Annotated in this window: 16 protein-coding genes; 5 read left to right on the top strand and 11 right to left on the bottom strand. The window is 35.0% G+C overall.

Annotation, left to right across the window (positions count from 1 at the left end; all coding sequences use genetic code 11):
- The first annotated feature begins 86 nt into the window (after window positions 1-86).
- Complete coding sequence (locus tag OZP11_RS20075; RefSeq protein ID WP_281232271.1) at window positions 87-851, top strand: MBL fold metallo-hydrolase; 765 nt, start codon at window positions 87-89, stop codon at window positions 849-851.
- Here OZP11_RS20075 and OZP11_RS20070 read toward each other — a convergent pair whose 3' ends face one another.
- Together OZP11_RS20070 and OZP11_RS20065 are read right to left on the bottom strand one after the other, a co-directional pair.
- Window positions 852-3,050 carry a B12-binding domain-containing radical SAM protein gene (locus tag OZP11_RS20070; protein ID WP_281232270.1) on the bottom strand — a complete coding sequence of 733 codons (2,199 nt, stop codon included), beginning with the start codon at window positions 3,048-3,050 and terminating at the stop codon, window positions 852-854.
- 206 nt (window positions 3,051-3,256) lie between these two features.
- A complete protein-coding gene (locus OZP11_RS20065; RefSeq protein WP_281232269.1) occupies window positions 3,257-4,534 on the bottom strand; it encodes an MFS transporter in 1,278 nt (425 codons plus the stop codon).
- Window positions 4,535-4,805: 271 nt separating this feature from the next.
- On the opposite strand from OZP11_RS20065, the gene bshC reads away from it, so the two are divergent.
- The 3 genes from bshC to OZP11_RS20050 all read left to right on the top strand — a co-directional run bounded on the left by bshC (window position 4,806) and on the right by OZP11_RS20050 (window position 8,415).
- Window positions 4,806-6,395: a bacillithiol biosynthesis cysteine-adding enzyme BshC gene (gene bshC, locus OZP11_RS20060; protein WP_281232268.1), complete on the top strand. Its 1,590-nt coding sequence runs from the start codon at window positions 4,806-4,808 to the stop codon at window positions 6,393-6,395.
- Between the two features lie 176 nt (window positions 6,396-6,571).
- Window positions 6,572-7,843: an acyltransferase family protein gene (locus OZP11_RS20055; RefSeq protein WP_281232267.1), complete on the top strand. Its 1,272-nt coding sequence runs from the start codon at window positions 6,572-6,574 to the stop codon at window positions 7,841-7,843.
- A 152-nt stretch (window positions 7,844-7,995) separates the two neighbouring features.
- Complete coding sequence (locus OZP11_RS20050; protein ID WP_012026941.1) at window positions 7,996-8,415, top strand: nucleoside-diphosphate kinase; 420 nt, start codon at window positions 7,996-7,998, stop codon at window positions 8,413-8,415.
- A gap of 133 nt (window positions 8,416-8,548) precedes the next feature.
- On the opposite strand, the gene OZP11_RS20045 is transcribed toward OZP11_RS20050, so the two are convergent.
- On the bottom strand, window positions 8,549-8,845 hold the full coding sequence (locus OZP11_RS20045) for a DciA family protein (protein WP_281232266.1): 297 nt from the start codon (window positions 8,843-8,845) through the stop codon (window positions 8,549-8,551).
- Window positions 8,826-9,266, bottom strand: a complete 441-nt coding sequence (locus OZP11_RS20040; protein ID WP_281232265.1) for a hypothetical protein — start codon at window positions 9,264-9,266, stop codon at window positions 8,826-8,828. The genes OZP11_RS20045 and OZP11_RS20040 overlap by 20 nt, the downstream gene beginning before the upstream one ends.
- 379 nt (window positions 9,267-9,645) lie before the next feature.
- Between OZP11_RS20040 and OZP11_RS20035 the strand changes: the two genes are divergently transcribed.
- A complete protein-coding gene (locus OZP11_RS20035) occupies window positions 9,646-10,119 on the top strand; it encodes a hypothetical protein (protein ID WP_281232264.1) in 474 nt (157 codons plus the stop codon).
- A gap of 451 nt (window positions 10,120-10,570) precedes the next feature.
- On the opposite strand, the gene ftsY is transcribed toward OZP11_RS20035, so the two are convergent.
- From ftsY to OZP11_RS20000, 7 genes are all read right to left on the bottom strand, one after another.
- Window positions 10,571-11,524, bottom strand: coding sequence for a signal recognition particle-docking protein FtsY (gene ftsY, locus OZP11_RS20030; RefSeq protein WP_281232263.1), 954 nt, complete (start codon window positions 11,522-11,524; stop codon window positions 10,571-10,573).
- A 264-nt stretch (window positions 11,525-11,788) separates the two neighbouring features.
- A complete protein-coding gene (locus tag OZP11_RS20025) occupies window positions 11,789-11,941 on the bottom strand; it encodes a DUF4295 domain-containing protein (protein ID WP_012026946.1) in 153 nt (50 codons plus the stop codon).
- A gap of 74 nt (window positions 11,942-12,015) precedes the next feature.
- Window positions 12,016-12,198 (bottom strand): 50S ribosomal protein L33, encoded by a 183-nt coding sequence (gene rpmG, locus OZP11_RS20020; RefSeq protein WP_008253902.1) that lies wholly within the window; start codon window positions 12,196-12,198, stop codon window positions 12,016-12,018.
- A 27-nt stretch (window positions 12,199-12,225) separates the two neighbouring features.
- Window positions 12,226-12,462 carry a 50S ribosomal protein L28 gene (gene rpmB / locus OZP11_RS20015; protein ID WP_008468080.1) on the bottom strand — a complete coding sequence of 79 codons (237 nt, stop codon included), beginning with the start codon at window positions 12,460-12,462 and terminating at the stop codon, window positions 12,226-12,228.
- A gap of 70 nt (window positions 12,463-12,532) precedes the next feature.
- Window positions 12,533-13,786 carry a competence/damage-inducible protein A gene (locus tag OZP11_RS20010; RefSeq protein ID WP_281232262.1) on the bottom strand — a complete coding sequence of 418 codons (1,254 nt, stop codon included), beginning with the start codon at window positions 13,784-13,786 and terminating at the stop codon, window positions 12,533-12,535.
- Window positions 13,787-13,993: 207 nt separating this feature from the next.
- A complete protein-coding gene (locus OZP11_RS20005; RefSeq protein ID WP_281232261.1) occupies window positions 13,994-14,338 on the bottom strand; it encodes an Hpt domain-containing protein in 345 nt (114 codons plus the stop codon).
- Window positions 14,338-14,949 carry a fumarylacetoacetate hydrolase family protein gene (locus OZP11_RS20000; protein WP_281232260.1) on the bottom strand — a complete coding sequence of 204 codons (612 nt, stop codon included), beginning with the start codon at window positions 14,947-14,949 and terminating at the stop codon, window positions 14,338-14,340. The genes OZP11_RS20005 and OZP11_RS20000 overlap by 1 nt, the downstream gene beginning before the upstream one ends.
- Window positions 14,950-15,000 lie beyond the last annotated feature (51 nt).

Below are 15,000 nucleotides of genomic sequence, written 5' to 3'. Positions count from 1 at the left end.
TATTAACAATTCTGTTAAAAATAAAGAAAAATCTGTAAATAGATTTTCGAAAATCTTTGTATTTTTAAGTTCTAATTTTCCCGGATATGAAAATACATCACTTACGAAATGCCACATTGGTAATTGAAACAGAAGAGCATGTAATTCTGGTTGACCCAATGCTTGGAAAGAGAAAAACAATAGCGCCTTTTACTATTTTTCGTTATAAACCAAAACGAAATCCGCTTGTTGCTCTGCCCAAAAACAGCAGGGAGATCCTGAGCAAAGTGACGCATTGTTTAATTACGCACCTGCATCCGGATCATATCGACAAAGCGGGAGAAGTGTTTTTAAGACGAAACAGCGTTCCGGTTATCTGCAGCGAGAAAGACGAAAAAAAACTGACCCAAAGAGGTTTAAAAGTTATTCAGACTCTGGAGTACTGGACACCGCAGCCTTTTTTGGGCGGAAGAATTATTGGTATTCCGGCACTTCACGGTTATGGTTTTATAGCAAAACTGATGGGAAATGTAATGGGTTTTTATATTGAACTTCCCAACCAAAAAACGGTTTACATAAGCTCTGATACTATTTTTACAGATGATGTGCAAAAGGTATTGACAGAACTAAAACCCGATATTTCGACCGTGGCCTGCGGTACGGCCAGATTAGACATAGGACAGCCGTTACTTATGCGAATGAATGATATTCTGCGATTTGCTGCACTGGCACCCGGAAAAGTTTTTGCCAATCATCTGGAAGCTTTAAACCATTGCCCGACAACAAGGGAAGAATTAAAAAGAGCGCTTTCGCAAAACAATCTTTTATCTAAAACTGCCATTCCTAACGATGGTTATTCGATAGAATATTGATTATAAAACCAAAAGTCCAAATTCCCTCAGCGTATTAATGGGTTTCGAATACCAAAATAATTCGAAATCCTCTAATGCAGTTTCAAAATCATTTTTCACTTCCTGAAAAGTATAATTTTTAGCATTCGAAACCGAGATTTTAGACAGAATCCCGATCAGCCATTCACCTTCTTCTCTGCTGGTCTGAATACTAAAACTTTCTTTTTTGTCGTGAAAAGTCAGCGACATCATTTCCCAGCTTCTGCCTTTCTTTGATTTCGTAAAAATTTCTGCCGAAGGTTTACCGCCAAGCCAGACTACTTTTGCATTGGGCTTGGTATTGAAGTCGTTTTGTTCTTCTAAAGCATTAAAAATAAAATCAGGATGAATTTTGGTTCTCGGGATTTTAAAATCAAACCATTCCTGAAGTTCATAATCAAAACAGATTCCGTGCATGAAATTAAAAAGCGATTTTTTCAATCCAAAGCTGAATTTATCATGATTAATTCCTGTTGAATCACTGTATTCAATATCATTATTGGCAAAAGTTCCAATCGTTTCTGTTTTCTTGGTCACGCCAAATTTTTCAGGATACAATCCAACCGGGCTATGGGCCGTCAAAGCAAACTGATGCCAGAATCCCGATTGTAAAACGCCGGCTTCAAACAACTGACGAACCATTTCGAGACTGTCAACCGTTTCCTGAATTGTTTGTGTTGGATATCCGTACATTAAATACGCATGAACCATAATTCCGGCTTCGGTAAAATTTCGGGTCACTTTAGCAACCTGTTCAACGGTAACACCTTTGTCTATTAATTTCAATAATCGGTCAGATGCTACTTCTAATCCTCCGGAAACTGCGATACAGCCGGAAGCTTTTAGCAATAAACACAAATCTTTTGAAAAACTTTTTTCAAACCGAATATTGGTCCACCATGTTACAGCCAGTTTTCTTTTTAAAATTTCGAGCGCCACAGCACGCATTAAAGCCGGAGGTGCCGCTTCGTCTACAAAATGAAAGCCGTTTTGTCCTGTCTGCTCGATTAATTCTTCCATACGATCACAAAGCAGACTTGCCGCAACAGGTTCGTAAACCTTGATGTAATCTAAAGAAATATCACAAAAAGTACATTTCCCCCAGTAACAGCCATGAGCCATCGTGAGTTTATTCCATCGGCCGTCACTCCACATTCTGTGCATTGGATTTACGATTTCGATAACCGAAATATATTTATCCAAAGGCAGATCTGAATAATCAGGAGTTCCTACGTAAGCTTGTTTGTAATCGTGTTTTAAGGAATTGTTTTTATAGACTACTTCTCCGTTTTCCAAAAGAAAAGTTCTTTTAAACGAGTTTGAACCCGGATTTTCTAAATGAAAAATCAATTCTTCAATCGGCACTTCGCCATCATCTAAAGTGATAAAATCGAAAAACTCAAAAACACGTTTGTCCGAAAGAGAACGTAATTCAGTATTAGGAAAACCTCCTCCCATTGAAATTTTAATTTCGGGATGATTTTGTTTTACCCATTGTGCGCATCGAAACGCGCTGTATAAATTGCCAGGAAAAGGAACAGAAATCAGAAACAAAGTTGGTTTTACGGCTTCAATCTTAGCTTTTAAAAGTGAAATTAAAATCGAATCAATGTAAGTCGGTTTTTGCTGTAAAGCTTCATACAATTCATCAAAAGAATTCGCACTTCGGCCTAAACGTTCGGCATATCGGCTGAATCCAAAATTTTCATCGACACATTCTACAATAAAATCCGAAATATCTTCGAGATATAAAGTCGCTAAGTGCTTGGCTTTATCCTGAGTTCCCATAGAACCAAAAGCCCAGTCAAGTTCTTCAAGCTGTGCAAAACGAGAAGCTTCGGGCAGAAAATCCTCCTGACAAATCTGTAATGCCAAAGTTGGATTTTTACCCTGCAGAAACTGAATTACGGGATCAATCGTTTTGATATATTCATCCTGAAGAGCAAAAATTCTTTTGGAATTATCAGAGATTTCAGAAACTTGAAACTTTGAACTTGAAACCTGAAACAAATCAGAAAGTCCTTTTTTTGAAAACAATTCCAAAATCACATCAATACCCAAATCAGCCTGCACCGATTCGATATTTTTAGTATTTAAAAAACCCTTTATATACGCACTAGCCGGATACGGTGTATTCAGCTGTGTAAAAGGCGGTGTGATTACAAAAAGTTTCGTTTTCAAAAGAATTTATTTTTCTTGCAAAAATACAGGATATTAAGGACATTTTTTGAAAAGATTTTAGAGAAGCCCTCTAGTATTTATTTAAGTAAAAAGTCCGCAAAAAATAAATTATTTCTGCGGACTTTTCTATTTCAATATTTTTAAACTTCTAACACATCATTACATTAATACATAATGTCATTAGAATGGATATTTTTATAAAAGATTTAAAATTTATGTTCATCTTTACTAATTACAAGGAACGAAATTAAAGAAATTAAGGCTGCAGCAACTAAATAAAACCCTACGTAACTGACATCATATTTCTTAGCTAACCAAATAGCGATCATAGGCGCAAAAGCAGCACCCAAAATTCCCGCCATATTAAAAGTTAAAGATGCTCCGGAATAACGAACATTTGTTGGAAACAACTCAGACAGAAAAGTCCCTAAAGGTCCATACGTGAATCCCATTAAAGCCATTCCTATACAAGCAAAAGTGGTTACTAACGCTATATTTCCGGTACTTAAAAAGAATGGAAAGAAAAATCCAAAAACGGCAATAGCAAGAGTTGCTAAAATGAGCATTTTACGACGACCAATTTTATCTGCCACTACAGCCGAAACCGGGATAAAAATGGCAAAAAACAATACCGAAAACAATTGTATCAGCAATCCGTCTCTTTTAACAATTCCAAGATCAGAAGTTGCCCAGCTTAACGTAAATACCGTCATAAGATAAAAAACCAGGAAAGTCGTAATAGCGGCGAAGGTTCCAAAAATAAGCTGATTTTTATATGATTTGACTAATTCTAAAAAAGGAACTTTAACTTCTTCTTGTTCTTTTTTGGAATTTTCAAAAGAAGGTGTTTCTGTAATTTTTGTTCGAATGTAAAAACCGACTATGACCAAAAGTGCACTGGCAATAAATGGAATTCTCCAACCATAATCCATAAAATCTTCATTACTCATAGAATCAGTCAACAAAAGAAAAGTTCCTCCGGAAAGCAGTAATCCAATTGGAGCACCCAATTGCGGAAACATGCCGTACCACGCACGTTTATGCGGCGGTGCATTTTCAATAGCAAGCAAAACAGCTCCTCCCCATTCTCCGCCTAAACCAACACCCTGCCCGAATCGGCAGAGCATTAACAATAATGGCGCAGCAACACCAATACTGGCATAACTTGGCAGAAAACCAATCGTAACCGTCGAGATTCCCATTGTGAGCAAAGCGGCAACAAGGGTAAATTTACGCCCGATCTTATCTCCGTAATGTCCAAAAAAAGCAGAACCCAGCGGGCGCGATAAAAAAGCAATCGAAAAAGTAGCCAAAGATTCCAGAGTCGCCATAGTAGCATCTGAACCCGGAAAAAATAATTGCGGAAAAACCAATACGGCCGCATTGGCATAAATATAAAAATCAAAAAATTCAATTGTGGTGCCTATCAAGCTTCCAAAAAGAACATGCTGCAAAGAGTTCTTCTTATTCGGGTTCGTTTTCATGTAAAATAGATATAACTTTTTTTGCTTACAAAAATATAGTTTCATTATTAATAATTCACATTTACAAGAATTAGTTTTAGAACTACATCTATGATTTAACAAAATTCATAAATTTTATATTACGAAAACCTGATTTTATCGGTAAACTAAAAAACTGATTTTGGGAACTTTAAAAACACTGAACAAAAAACAAATCATAAGCAATCGTTAAAAACATTTTTAACTGCATATTTTCATTAAATTTACAGCTTTCAAAAATAAATCTAAAATTATGCCTACCGACTGTATCAGCTACCAAAATTCAGGATATTTCTCTACCTTGATACAAGATTATTTAGATCAAAAACCAGCCTTACAATCTTTATATAACCATTTTCCAACACTGGAAAATTTCGAAAAACAAATTGAGGAAAAACATGCCAGTTTTGACAATAACAACCGAATCCCGCTGGTTGAAACTCTAAGAAAACAATATCACCACATTGAAATTTCGGAATCTACCAGACAAAATATCGAGCTTTTGGCTCTGGAAAACACCTATACGGTAACAACCGGGCATCAATTAAATTTATTCAGCGGACCGTTGTATTTTTTGTATAAAATCATTTCTACAATCAATTTAACTAAAGAATTAAAAGCTAAATATCCTTCGGATAATTTTATTCCAATTTACTGGATGGCGACTGAAGATCATGATTTTGAAGAGATCAATTACTTTAATTTTAAAGGAAAAAAATTCAGATGGAATAAAGAAAGTAACGGCCCTGTGGGAAGACTTTCAACTGAAGGTTTAGCTGAATTTTTCGAAATTTATTCGCTGGAATTAGGATCAAGCACGAATGCCAATACTTTAAAAAAACTTTTTGAAGATGCTTATTTAAAACACGATAAACTGGCTGATGCAACCCGTTTTTTAGCCAATGCCTTATTTGCAAATCATGGTTTGGTTATTATCGATGCTGACGATTCAAATTTAAAGCAGGCTTTTATTCCGTACATCAAAGAAGAATTAGAAAACCAAACATCATTTCAGGCTGTTCAAAAAACAATTGAAGACCTTAAAGATTATACTATTCAGGTAAATCCGAGGGAAATCAATTTATTTTATATCGAAGACGATATTCGTGAACGAATTATTTATGAAAATGAAAGATATCATGTAAACAATACTAAAATCTCATTTTCTAAAGAAGAAATTCTAAAATTATTAAACAGTAATCCGGAGAAATTCAGTCCAAATGTAATTATGCGTCCTTTATATCAGGAAATAATCCTTCCAAATTTATGTTACATTGGCGGAGGCGGAGAAATTGCATACTGGCTGGAATTGAAATCATTTTTTGATGCCGTAAAAGTTACTTTCCCGATGCTTTTAGTTCGTAATTCGGTTCTTCTGGCAGCCGAAAAACAAGCTAAGAAAGCCGATAATTTAAATTTGAGCTGGAAAGATTTGTTTACCAAACAGGAAAATTTAGTAAACGAGATTACACACAAAATTTCGGCTTTCCCAATTGATTTAACACCGCAAAAAGAAACGCTGAAAACACAATTTGAATATCTTTACAATCTGGCCAATCAAACTGATAAATCATTTTCAGGAGCGGTAAAAGCCCAGGAAGTAAAACAGATTAAAGGTTTAGAAAATTTAGAGAAACGTTTATTAAAAGCGCAGAAAAGAAAACTAAACGATCAGTTACAGCGTGTAATCGATCTGCAGTGTGAATTGTTCCCAAATAACAGTTTACAGGAACGCCAAAACAATTTTTCTGAATTTTATTTAGAAAAAGGCGACCAGTTAATCCCGCTTTTAATGCAGAAACTAAAACCTTTAGAAATGAATTTTAATATTATAACATTTTAAAATAATCAGTCGCGAATTCACAAATTCAGATAAATAAAAATTCGTGAATTCGCGGCTGAAAAAATAAAGCAATACTTAACGAGAAACAAATAACCACCTCTTTTCTCTAAATTATTGCTCACATAAACCAAATAGCGATTATTAAAATTATTAACTAACCTATTTACCCCAAACCAATGGTAAAAGAACGCTTAATTTCGCTAGATGTCTTTCGCGGACTCACAATTTTATTAATGACAATCGTCAACAATCCCGGAGACTGGGGTAATGTATACCCTCCATTACTCCACGCCGACTGGCACGGCTGCACGCCAACCGATTTAGTTTTTCCTTTTTTCGTTTTTATTATGGGAGTGGCAGTTCCGCTGGCAATGCCTGATAAATTTTATGACGATACCACTTTCAGCAAAATCCTGATTCGGTCACTTCGAATGTTCTGCCTGGGTATTTTCTTTAACTTCTTTGGAAAAATCCAGCTGTTTGGACTTGAAGGAATACCGCTTTTAATTGGCCGTATCGCTATAACTATTGCCGTTGGATATGCTCTAATGGGAAGTTTCAGCCCAAAAATCAAAAACATTCTGGCTTTTTCAATTCTGTTTATTTATCTGTTTCTCGCTTACAGCGGAATCGAAGCCTATCATGATGTAAGACTTCCGGGAGTTTTACAGCGAATTGCCATTGTTTATTTTGTAGTTTCTCTTTTGTACTTAAAAACATCACAGAAAACCCAAATTATAACCGGAGCAGTTTTGTTATTGGGTTATTGGGCCATGATGACTTTGATTCCTGTTCCTGGAATTGGAGAGGCTAATCTTGACAAAGGAACCAATCTTGCAGCCTGGGCCGACAGTATTTTACTAAAAGGACATATGTACAGCGGCACCGTAACCTGGGACCCGGAGGGAATTTTAAGTACTATCCCGTCAATCGTAAACGGAATAATAGGTTTATTGATTGGTCAGATTTTACAGCGCGATACAACCAAAATTCTGAAAGCACAAAAAATGGGAATTGCAGGAACGGTACTCATCTTTTTAGGGTTAATGTGGGATTTGGTTTTCCCAATAAACAAATCACTCTGGACAAGCAGTTACGTTTTATACACGACTGGATTAGCGACTGTTTTTTTAACGATATTATATTACATAATCGATATCGCCGATTACAAAAAAGGGTTCAAACCATTTTTAATCTGGGGAGTAAATCCTATGATTGTATTTTTTGCATCGCAGATTATTCCCCAGGCATTGGTAATGATACAATTTCCGAGTCCTAAAAATCCTGAAGAACAGACCAATTTATTAGACTTTTTATACCGCTTCTGGATCGCACCTTTTTTCAGCAGTCCAATGGCAGCATCACTGGCAGGAGCGTTGGTTTATGTAGGCATCTGGACTTTTATTTTATGGATTTTCTACAAAAACAAATTGATTTTTAAGGTGTAGTTTTTATATCATATAAACAGAGAATTGCAAACCTGCTTAAAAAAAGCCTTTTTCTTGTCCAAAACACCATTCTACACTGTTTTAATTATGAATTTATTAAATTCAATTCATAAAAAAAGTCTACTTTTGCGTAAAATTTAATAAAATATAAAATGGCAACAAATAGAACTTTTACAATGATTAAACCAGATGCTGTTGCAAACGGACACATCGGGAATATCTTAGCAATGATTACTAATGGTGGTTTCAAAATCGTTTCATTAAAATTAACTCAATTAACTGTAGCTGATGCTAAAGCATTTTACGCAGTTCACGCAGAAAGACCTTTCTACGGTGAATTAGTTGAATTCATGTCACGCGGACCAATTGTTGCTGCAATTTTAGAAAAAGACAACGCAGTAGAAGATTTCAGAACTTTAATTGGAGCTACAAACCCTGCTGAAGCTGCTGAAGGAACTATTCGTAAAGCGTACGCTACTTCTATTGGAGAAAATGCAGTTCACGGTTCTGACAGCGACGAAAACGCTGCGATCGAAAGTGCATTCCACTTTGCTGGAAGAGAGCAATTCTAATATAGTCATCAGTGTTCAGTATTAAAGCTCACTGATTCAGATAAAAAAAAATATCCCGATTCAAAATTCTGAATCGGGATATTTTTTTTTCCAGCCAAATTATCAACTAATCACTGAAACTGACCACTAAATACTATCGAAGAACAACATCCTTCACTACCTCGCGCCCAAGCTCTTCGTTGATCATTTTTACGATTTTCGATCTTCCGTGACTTAATTCTTCACGCAAAACAGCTGAACCCAGTTCAACATACAGCGTACTTCCTTTTAAAACCACGTTTCTTGTATAAGTGTTTACACCGCTTCCCATTAATTGTTTCCATGCGTCTCGCACGTCAATCTGGTCCATTCCGGGCTGTAATTTATTTACCTGAATAATCTGCTGTAAAACAGCACTTATTGTACTTTCGTTATTTAGTCTCTTCGCCATCTTTCATCAAATTTACCGGTCCTGCTTTTTTATAGTGATATTCTTTATTCTGATCATTCTTCACGACAAATTTACCATCCGAAATCGAAATCAGCTCTTCACTCCATTTGGCATAATCGGTTTTATAATCCAAAAAAGTTCCTTTATCCGAAAACCGAACCGATACATCTTCAAAAGTATCAGTCGTTAAAAAAGTTCCGTTAAGCTGCGCCATCACTTTCGTGCGCGTACCTTTATTTCCTTTAATTTGAAAATAATCAAAGTTTTCATTCATTCCGTACGCCTTCTCTTCCCCCTTATCAAAAACCACTTTTTCAATTTCCCAATAACCGTTTAATTTTGCAATATCTGCAGGTTTTATTTCCTGTTTACAGCTTACAAACAGAATCGATAAAACCAAAACCATAAAAGTGTTTTTCATACTATAATTATTTAATAAGAAGCTCTTTCCTGCTGTCCGACTATATCTTTTATGGCGAACCCCGCCATAAAAGGATGCCGCTCCCATCAGGGCTAAAAACTCCTGCTTTCAAAAGAAATTTACGACGAACTGCAAAGGTAAGCTTATAATTTTCAAAAGAAATACTTTAATGATTATTTATATTTCCCAATTCCAAAAACCTTAATAAATCTTGTCTCATTCTATCAGCTTTAAGACTTCTAAAGGTTTTGTTATATCTAATTTAAGTAGAATTTTGCGCTCGAAAAAAAATAGTTTAAAAACATCATTCTTTACAATGCAAATTCTAAATCCAATGTGCAAAATTCACCTCTTTACATTCATTATAGCATTTTCAATAATGAGTTGTAATAAAAACACAGGATTAAAAAAAACCGAGACACATAACAAGCTGGCTTACAACGAAGTTAAGCCCGTAGAATTAGTAAAAGAAAACAGCCCGCAATCTATAAAGGAAAATTTTTTAAATAACGAAAAAGCAAAAAACTCTCCGATCAAAATCATTTCAAGCCAGCTGTTTAAAAATCCATACTCAAATCACAAAGACATTAAAATAGTCTTTAAAAACGCATCTAAAAAAGACATTCAGGCATTAAAATTAGAATGGTACTGTGAAAACTCTTTTAATGAACCAGCAAACGGAAAATTCTTTTACGAAAAAGGAAAATCAACAGGAAACATAGCTCAAAAAATAAGAGTCGGAAGTACGAAAACTTTTTTCCTGGAAGACTTCTCAACTGATGCCAATGTTATCATTAAAGCACGTGCCTATTACGTCATATTTTCAGACGGATCTAAATGGAATCTCCATTAAGAAAATCAGATCAAACACCAGTCTTTATTTTTTTTAGAAAATCTTTACAGGAGACGCAAAAATCTTTTTCCTCATCGGGCGGGGATTACCGCCTTCTGTATCCCGCATTAAACAGGTTTTGATTTTATACCCTAAAAACTGCATAACAATACCTTCTGAATTTGTTTCGGACTTCTGTACAATCTGTTCTGCGCCCTGTACAGAGAACAAAGCAAAAATAAAAAGAACAAAATGAAATCTTATCAAATAAAGTTTTTCAGCTGAATCATTTATTAGAACGCACGCGTTTAAGTAATCCCATAAAAAAGAAAACCAAACCCAGCACTAATAAAACATAGTAAAAAGAAAGACTATTATCTTTTAGCAAATTTGCCAAAACAAAACATATAACGCTTACAAAATAAAAGGTTACAGGCGTTATGTTTTTTAAAGAAGAAAAACTCATTATATTTTATTTAAAGAAACTATCTACGAATTCGTATTTATTAAAAACCTGTAAATCTTCAATTCCTTCGCCTACACCAATATATTTTACCGGAATCTGAAACTGGTCCGAAATACCAATTACAACGCCTCCTTTTGCGGTTCCGTCCAACTTAGTAACAGCTAACGAAGTTACTTCTGTAGCAGCTGTGAATTGTTTTGCCTGTTCAAAAGCATTCTGCCCTGTTGAACCATCCAAAACCAAAAGCACATCATGAGGAGCATCGGCAACTACCTTCTGCATTACACGTTTTACTTTCGTTAATTCGTTCATCAGATTAATTTTATTATGAAGACGCCCTGCAGTATCGATAATCACAACATCTGCATCCTGAGCAACTGCCGACTGTAATGTATCAAATGCTACAGAAGCTGGATCGCTTCCCATCTGCTGTCTGACAATAGGTACATTTACACGATCTGCCCAAACTTGTAACTGATCGATTGCAGCAGCACGAAAAGTATCTGCAGCTCCTAAAACCACTTTATGCCCGGCTTTTTTAAACTGATAGGCAAGCTTACCAATTGTAGTAGTTTTTCCAACTCCATTAACCCCTACCACCATCAAAACGTATGGTTTTTTATCTTTTGGAATTTCAAATTCGGTTGCTTCACCGGTATTCGTTTCAGATAATAAAGCCCCTATTTCATCACGAAGAATTTGGTTCAGTTCGTCAGTTCCCAGGTATTTATCTTCCGCCACACGTTTTTCAATTCTTTGGATAATTTTCAATGTAGTGTTTACACCCACATCTGATGCCACCAAAACTTCTTCAAGATCATCCAAAACATCGTCATCAACTTTAGATTTTCCTGCAACTGCTTTACCCAATTTAGAGAAAAAGCTTGTTTTTGTTTTTTCAAGACCTTTATCTAAGGTCTCTTTTTTTTCGGTAGAGAATAATTTTTTAAAAAAACTCATTTTTTATTTATTGTTAGTTCTTTGATTATCTTGTAAGTATAGAATAATCCTGCTGTTTATAGAAAGCCTCCTGCTTAACTTTAACCCCGACAGAAACGACATCCTTTATCTGGCTTCTTTAGACAGATAAAGATACAGTGTATGGCGGGAAAAAATGTTTAAAAAAGCACAAATTGTTGTGTTTCTATAAAATTTTAAACAAATATAAAAAATAAAAAAGCTACTTCCGAGTGAAAGTAGCTTTTCTATATATTGTAAATGTAATTATTTCTTTTTCAAGAATTCATCAACTAATTCAGGAGCCATAATAGATTCAACGAATATATACGCACCTGTTTTTGGAGATTTTACCATTTTAATGGCTTTTGATAATCTCTTAGAAGATGTTTGTAACGATGCTACGGTTTTCTTTGCCATGATTCAAATGTTATTTGAAATCCAACAAAATCATCAAATGAAATCATTTGAGATTTTATTAAAATCTCTAATTATTATTTAATTTCTTTATGAACAGTTACACGTTTCAAGATTGGATTAAATTTTTTAATCTCTAATCTATCCGGAGTATTTTTTTTGTTCTTAGTTGTAATATATCTAGAAGTTCCCGGAACACCAGAAGTTTTGTGCTCAGTACATTCTAAAATTACCTGGATTCTATTACCTTTCTTTGCCATCTTGCTATATATTTATTTAGGAAAAGATTATTTGATAAATCCTTCTGACTGTGCTTTTTTCAAAACAGCAGTGATTCCATTTTTATTAATTGTTTTTATCGTAGATGCTGCTACTCTAAGAGTAATCCATCTATCTTCTTCTGGAAGATAAAAACGCTTTTTAACTAAGTTTACAGAAAACTTTCTCTTAGTTTTGTTCATAGCGTGAGAAACGTTATTTCCTACCATCGCTCTTTTACCTGTAAGGTCACAAACTCTTGACATTATACTTATCTTTTATCGTTATTCAAAATCAGGGTGCAAAGAAAAGAAAAATAAACCATTGTACCAAAATTTATCGAACAATTTTTAAAATTTCTTTTTGGAGTATTTCCAAACTCTTAACTGTTGCCCTATCTATCACTTTTTCACGCGGTTGTCCAAAGTTAAATTCTTCTGTAATCACGCCGTCCGGCGTTGCTAAAGCTATAAAAACAGTACCGATTTCTGCATCTGAATCGCCTTTTGAAGGCCCTGCATTGCCCGTCGTTGCCAGTGCATAGTCGGTTTTCAGCAAATCTTTAACATTCAAAGCCATAGCCGATGCAACCTCAGCACTTACCACCGAAAACTGATCTATTAATTCCTGCGAAACACCCAGAACATTTACCTTTACTTCTGTCGCATACGAAACCACACTTCCTTTAAAATAAGCCGATGATCCCGGAATTGAAGACAAAAGAGAAGCTATTTTTCCTCCTGTACAGCTTTCTGCTGTTGCGACAGTTTGGTTTTGTTTTAAAAGCAGTTTACCAACAACAGATTCTATAGTTTCATTTTCTTCATACCCTACTATAATATCATGAATTATCGCATCAAGAGAACGAACATTACTTTCTATCGCTTCTTCAAGTTCTTCTTTATTAATACCTCGAGCCGTTAAACGAAGACGCACTCGCCCAGGATTTGGCAGATAAGCCAGTTTTATAAATTCCGGCAGATTATTTTCCCAATGTTCGATACGTTCTGCAACTAAACTTTCTCCCTGACCGTACGTAAGAATGGTTTTATGAATGATATAAGGGCGCTTGTATTCGCGGACAAGCTTCGGGATAATTTCATTTTCTACCAGATATTTCATTTCGTACGGAACGCCCGGAAGCGAAACAAATACTGTATTTTCCTTTTTCATCCACATACCCGGTGCTGTCCCCATTTTATTTGGAAGCACGGTACAGGTTGACGGGACAAGTGCCTGATCTTTATTTAACTGCGAAATAGGTCTTTTATAAAATCCTTCTATTAACTGTGTGACATGCGCCAAAACTTCGGGATTTACTACTAGTTCATCATTAAAATAGTCACAAAAAGTCTTTTTGGTAACATCATCTTTTGTAGGCCCCAGACCTCCTGTTACAATTACAATATCAACTTTGTTTTGCAATTGCTCAAAAGTATTTAAAATATGCTGTTTGTCATCGCTTATTGAAATCATTTCAAAAACCTCAACTCCGATTCTGTCCAGCTCTTTGGCTATAAAATTAGAATTTGTATCTACAATCTGACCAATTAGAATTTCATCTCCAATAGTAACAATAACTGCTTTCATGTGAATTATTTTTTATACTCATTTAATTTGAGTCATTAATAGAAGTATTTCTTTTGAACCCATTTTGTCTGGGGGAATCTGAACAGCATTCTTTTATAAAAGTACAGAACATCTTGTTCACAAAATAATAAGATTCAAAAGTATTCCTGACAGCCAGGAATTGTTAATCCGGTTCTGTAATTATTAGAACCGGATTATTTTTAAATTTTACAAATCAAAGTCTTTTTTGATTTCTTTTATAGCATCTTTTACCTGAATTTTGATGCTTTTAAAAGTCTCGATAATATCTTTTTTCTTTCCTTCTGCTTTTGTCCATGCCTCAACCTGCAGGATTTCTTCGAAAGCAACATTTAACCCCATTAAGTCTAATGTAGGTTTGATTTTATGCGCATAAGAGTAGGCATATTTATGATCTTTCTTTTTAATTCCTTCTTTGATTTGTTTTAAATCTTCCGGAACTTCGGTAACAAATAATTTTAGAATTTCGTTTACAAATTCAGGGTCATTGTCTGAAAGCGCATATACTTTCGAAAGGTTGTACTTTAAGGCCATTATTTTACTTGTATTCTGAATAATTTTTTATCTTCTAAAAAGCCTTCTAAAACATCATTTGGCTTAACCGGTGCAACACCTGCCGGCGTTCCCGTAAAAATAATATCTCCAATTTTTAACGTAAAAAACTGAGAAACGTACGAAATCAATTCATCGATTTTCCAAAGCATAAAACTGGTATTCCCTATTTGTGCCGTCTCTGAATTTTTCCTGAGTTCAAACGTAAGGTTTTCTAATGAAACAAAATCAGTTTTTGGTAAAAAATCTCCAATTACCGCAGAGCCGTCAAAAGCTTTGGCTTTTTCCCAAGGCAGCCCTTTTGCTTTTAATTTATCCTGTAAATCTCTGGCTGTAAAATCAATACCTACACTAATTTCATCATAATATTTATGCGCAAACTTAGGTTCGATATACTTTCCTACTTTGTTGATTTTTACAATTATTTCTAGTTCGTGATGAACTTCTTCAGAAAATTCCGGAATTACAAACGGATGCTGTTTCAGCAATACCGCCGAATCCGGTTTCATAAAAACCACCGGTTCATCCGGACGCTCGTTTTTTAACTCTTCGATATGATTGGTATAATTTCTACCTATACAGATTATTTTCATTCATTTTAAGGTACTGAGATTCTAAGGTTCCAAGACTCTAAGAATTCATGT

This window comes from Flavobacterium gelatinilyticum, from assembly GCF_027111295.1.
GTDB lineage: Bacteria > Bacteroidota > Bacteroidia > Flavobacteriales > Flavobacteriaceae > Flavobacterium > Flavobacterium gelatinilyticum.
Note: the sequence above shows the minus strand (reverse complement) of the source record. Positions and strands in the feature narration are given on the sequence as shown.

Excerpts from the sequence above, each read along its gene's own strand:
- OZP11_RS20000 (WP_281232260.1), bottom strand. The coding sequence starts at position 14,949 with ATGAAAATAATCTGTATAGGTAGAAATTATACCAATCATATCGAAGAG.
- rpmG (WP_008253902.1), bottom strand. The coding sequence starts at position 12,198 with ATGGCAAAGAAAGGTAATAGAATCCAGGTAATTTTAGAATGTACTGAG.
- rpmB (WP_008468080.1), bottom strand. The coding sequence starts at position 12,462 with ATGTCAAGAGTTTGTGACCTTACAGGTAAAAGAGCGATGGTAGGAAAT.
- OZP11_RS20010 (WP_281232262.1), bottom strand. The coding sequence starts at position 13,786 with ATGAAAGCAGTTATTGTTACTATTGGAGATGAAATTCTAATTGGTCAG.
- OZP11_RS20045 (WP_281232266.1), bottom strand. The coding sequence starts at position 8,845 with ATGGCGAAGAGACTAAATAACGAAAGTACAATAAGTGCTGTTTTACAG.
- OZP11_RS20050 (WP_012026941.1), top strand. The coding sequence starts at position 7,996 with ATGGCAACAAATAGAACTTTTACAATGATTAAACCAGATGCTGTTGCA.
- OZP11_RS20065 (WP_281232269.1), bottom strand. The coding sequence starts at position 4,534 with ATGAAAACGAACCCGAATAAGAAGAACTCTTTGCAGCATGTTCTTTTT.
- OZP11_RS20025 (WP_012026946.1), bottom strand. The coding sequence starts at position 11,941 with ATGGCAAAGAAAACCGTAGCATCGTTACAAACATCTTCTAAGAGATTA.
- OZP11_RS20055 (WP_281232267.1), top strand. The coding sequence starts at position 6,572 with ATGGTAAAAGAACGCTTAATTTCGCTAGATGTCTTTCGCGGACTCACA.
- OZP11_RS20035 (WP_281232264.1), top strand. The coding sequence starts at position 9,646 with ATGAGTTGTAATAAAAACACAGGATTAAAAAAAACCGAGACACATAAC.
- ftsY (WP_281232263.1), bottom strand. The coding sequence starts at position 11,524 with ATGAGTTTTTTTAAAAAATTATTCTCTACCGAAAAAAAAGAGACCTTA.
- OZP11_RS20040 (WP_281232265.1), bottom strand. The coding sequence starts at position 9,266 with ATGAAAAACACTTTTATGGTTTTGGTTTTATCGATTCTGTTTGTAAGC.
- OZP11_RS20005 (WP_281232261.1), bottom strand. The coding sequence starts at position 14,338 with ATGGCCTTAAAGTACAACCTTTCGAAAGTATATGCGCTTTCAGACAAT.
- bshC (WP_281232268.1), top strand. The coding sequence starts at position 4,806 with ATGCCTACCGACTGTATCAGCTACCAAAATTCAGGATATTTCTCTACC.
- OZP11_RS20075 (WP_281232271.1), top strand. The coding sequence starts at position 87 with ATGAAAATACATCACTTACGAAATGCCACATTGGTAATTGAAACAGAA.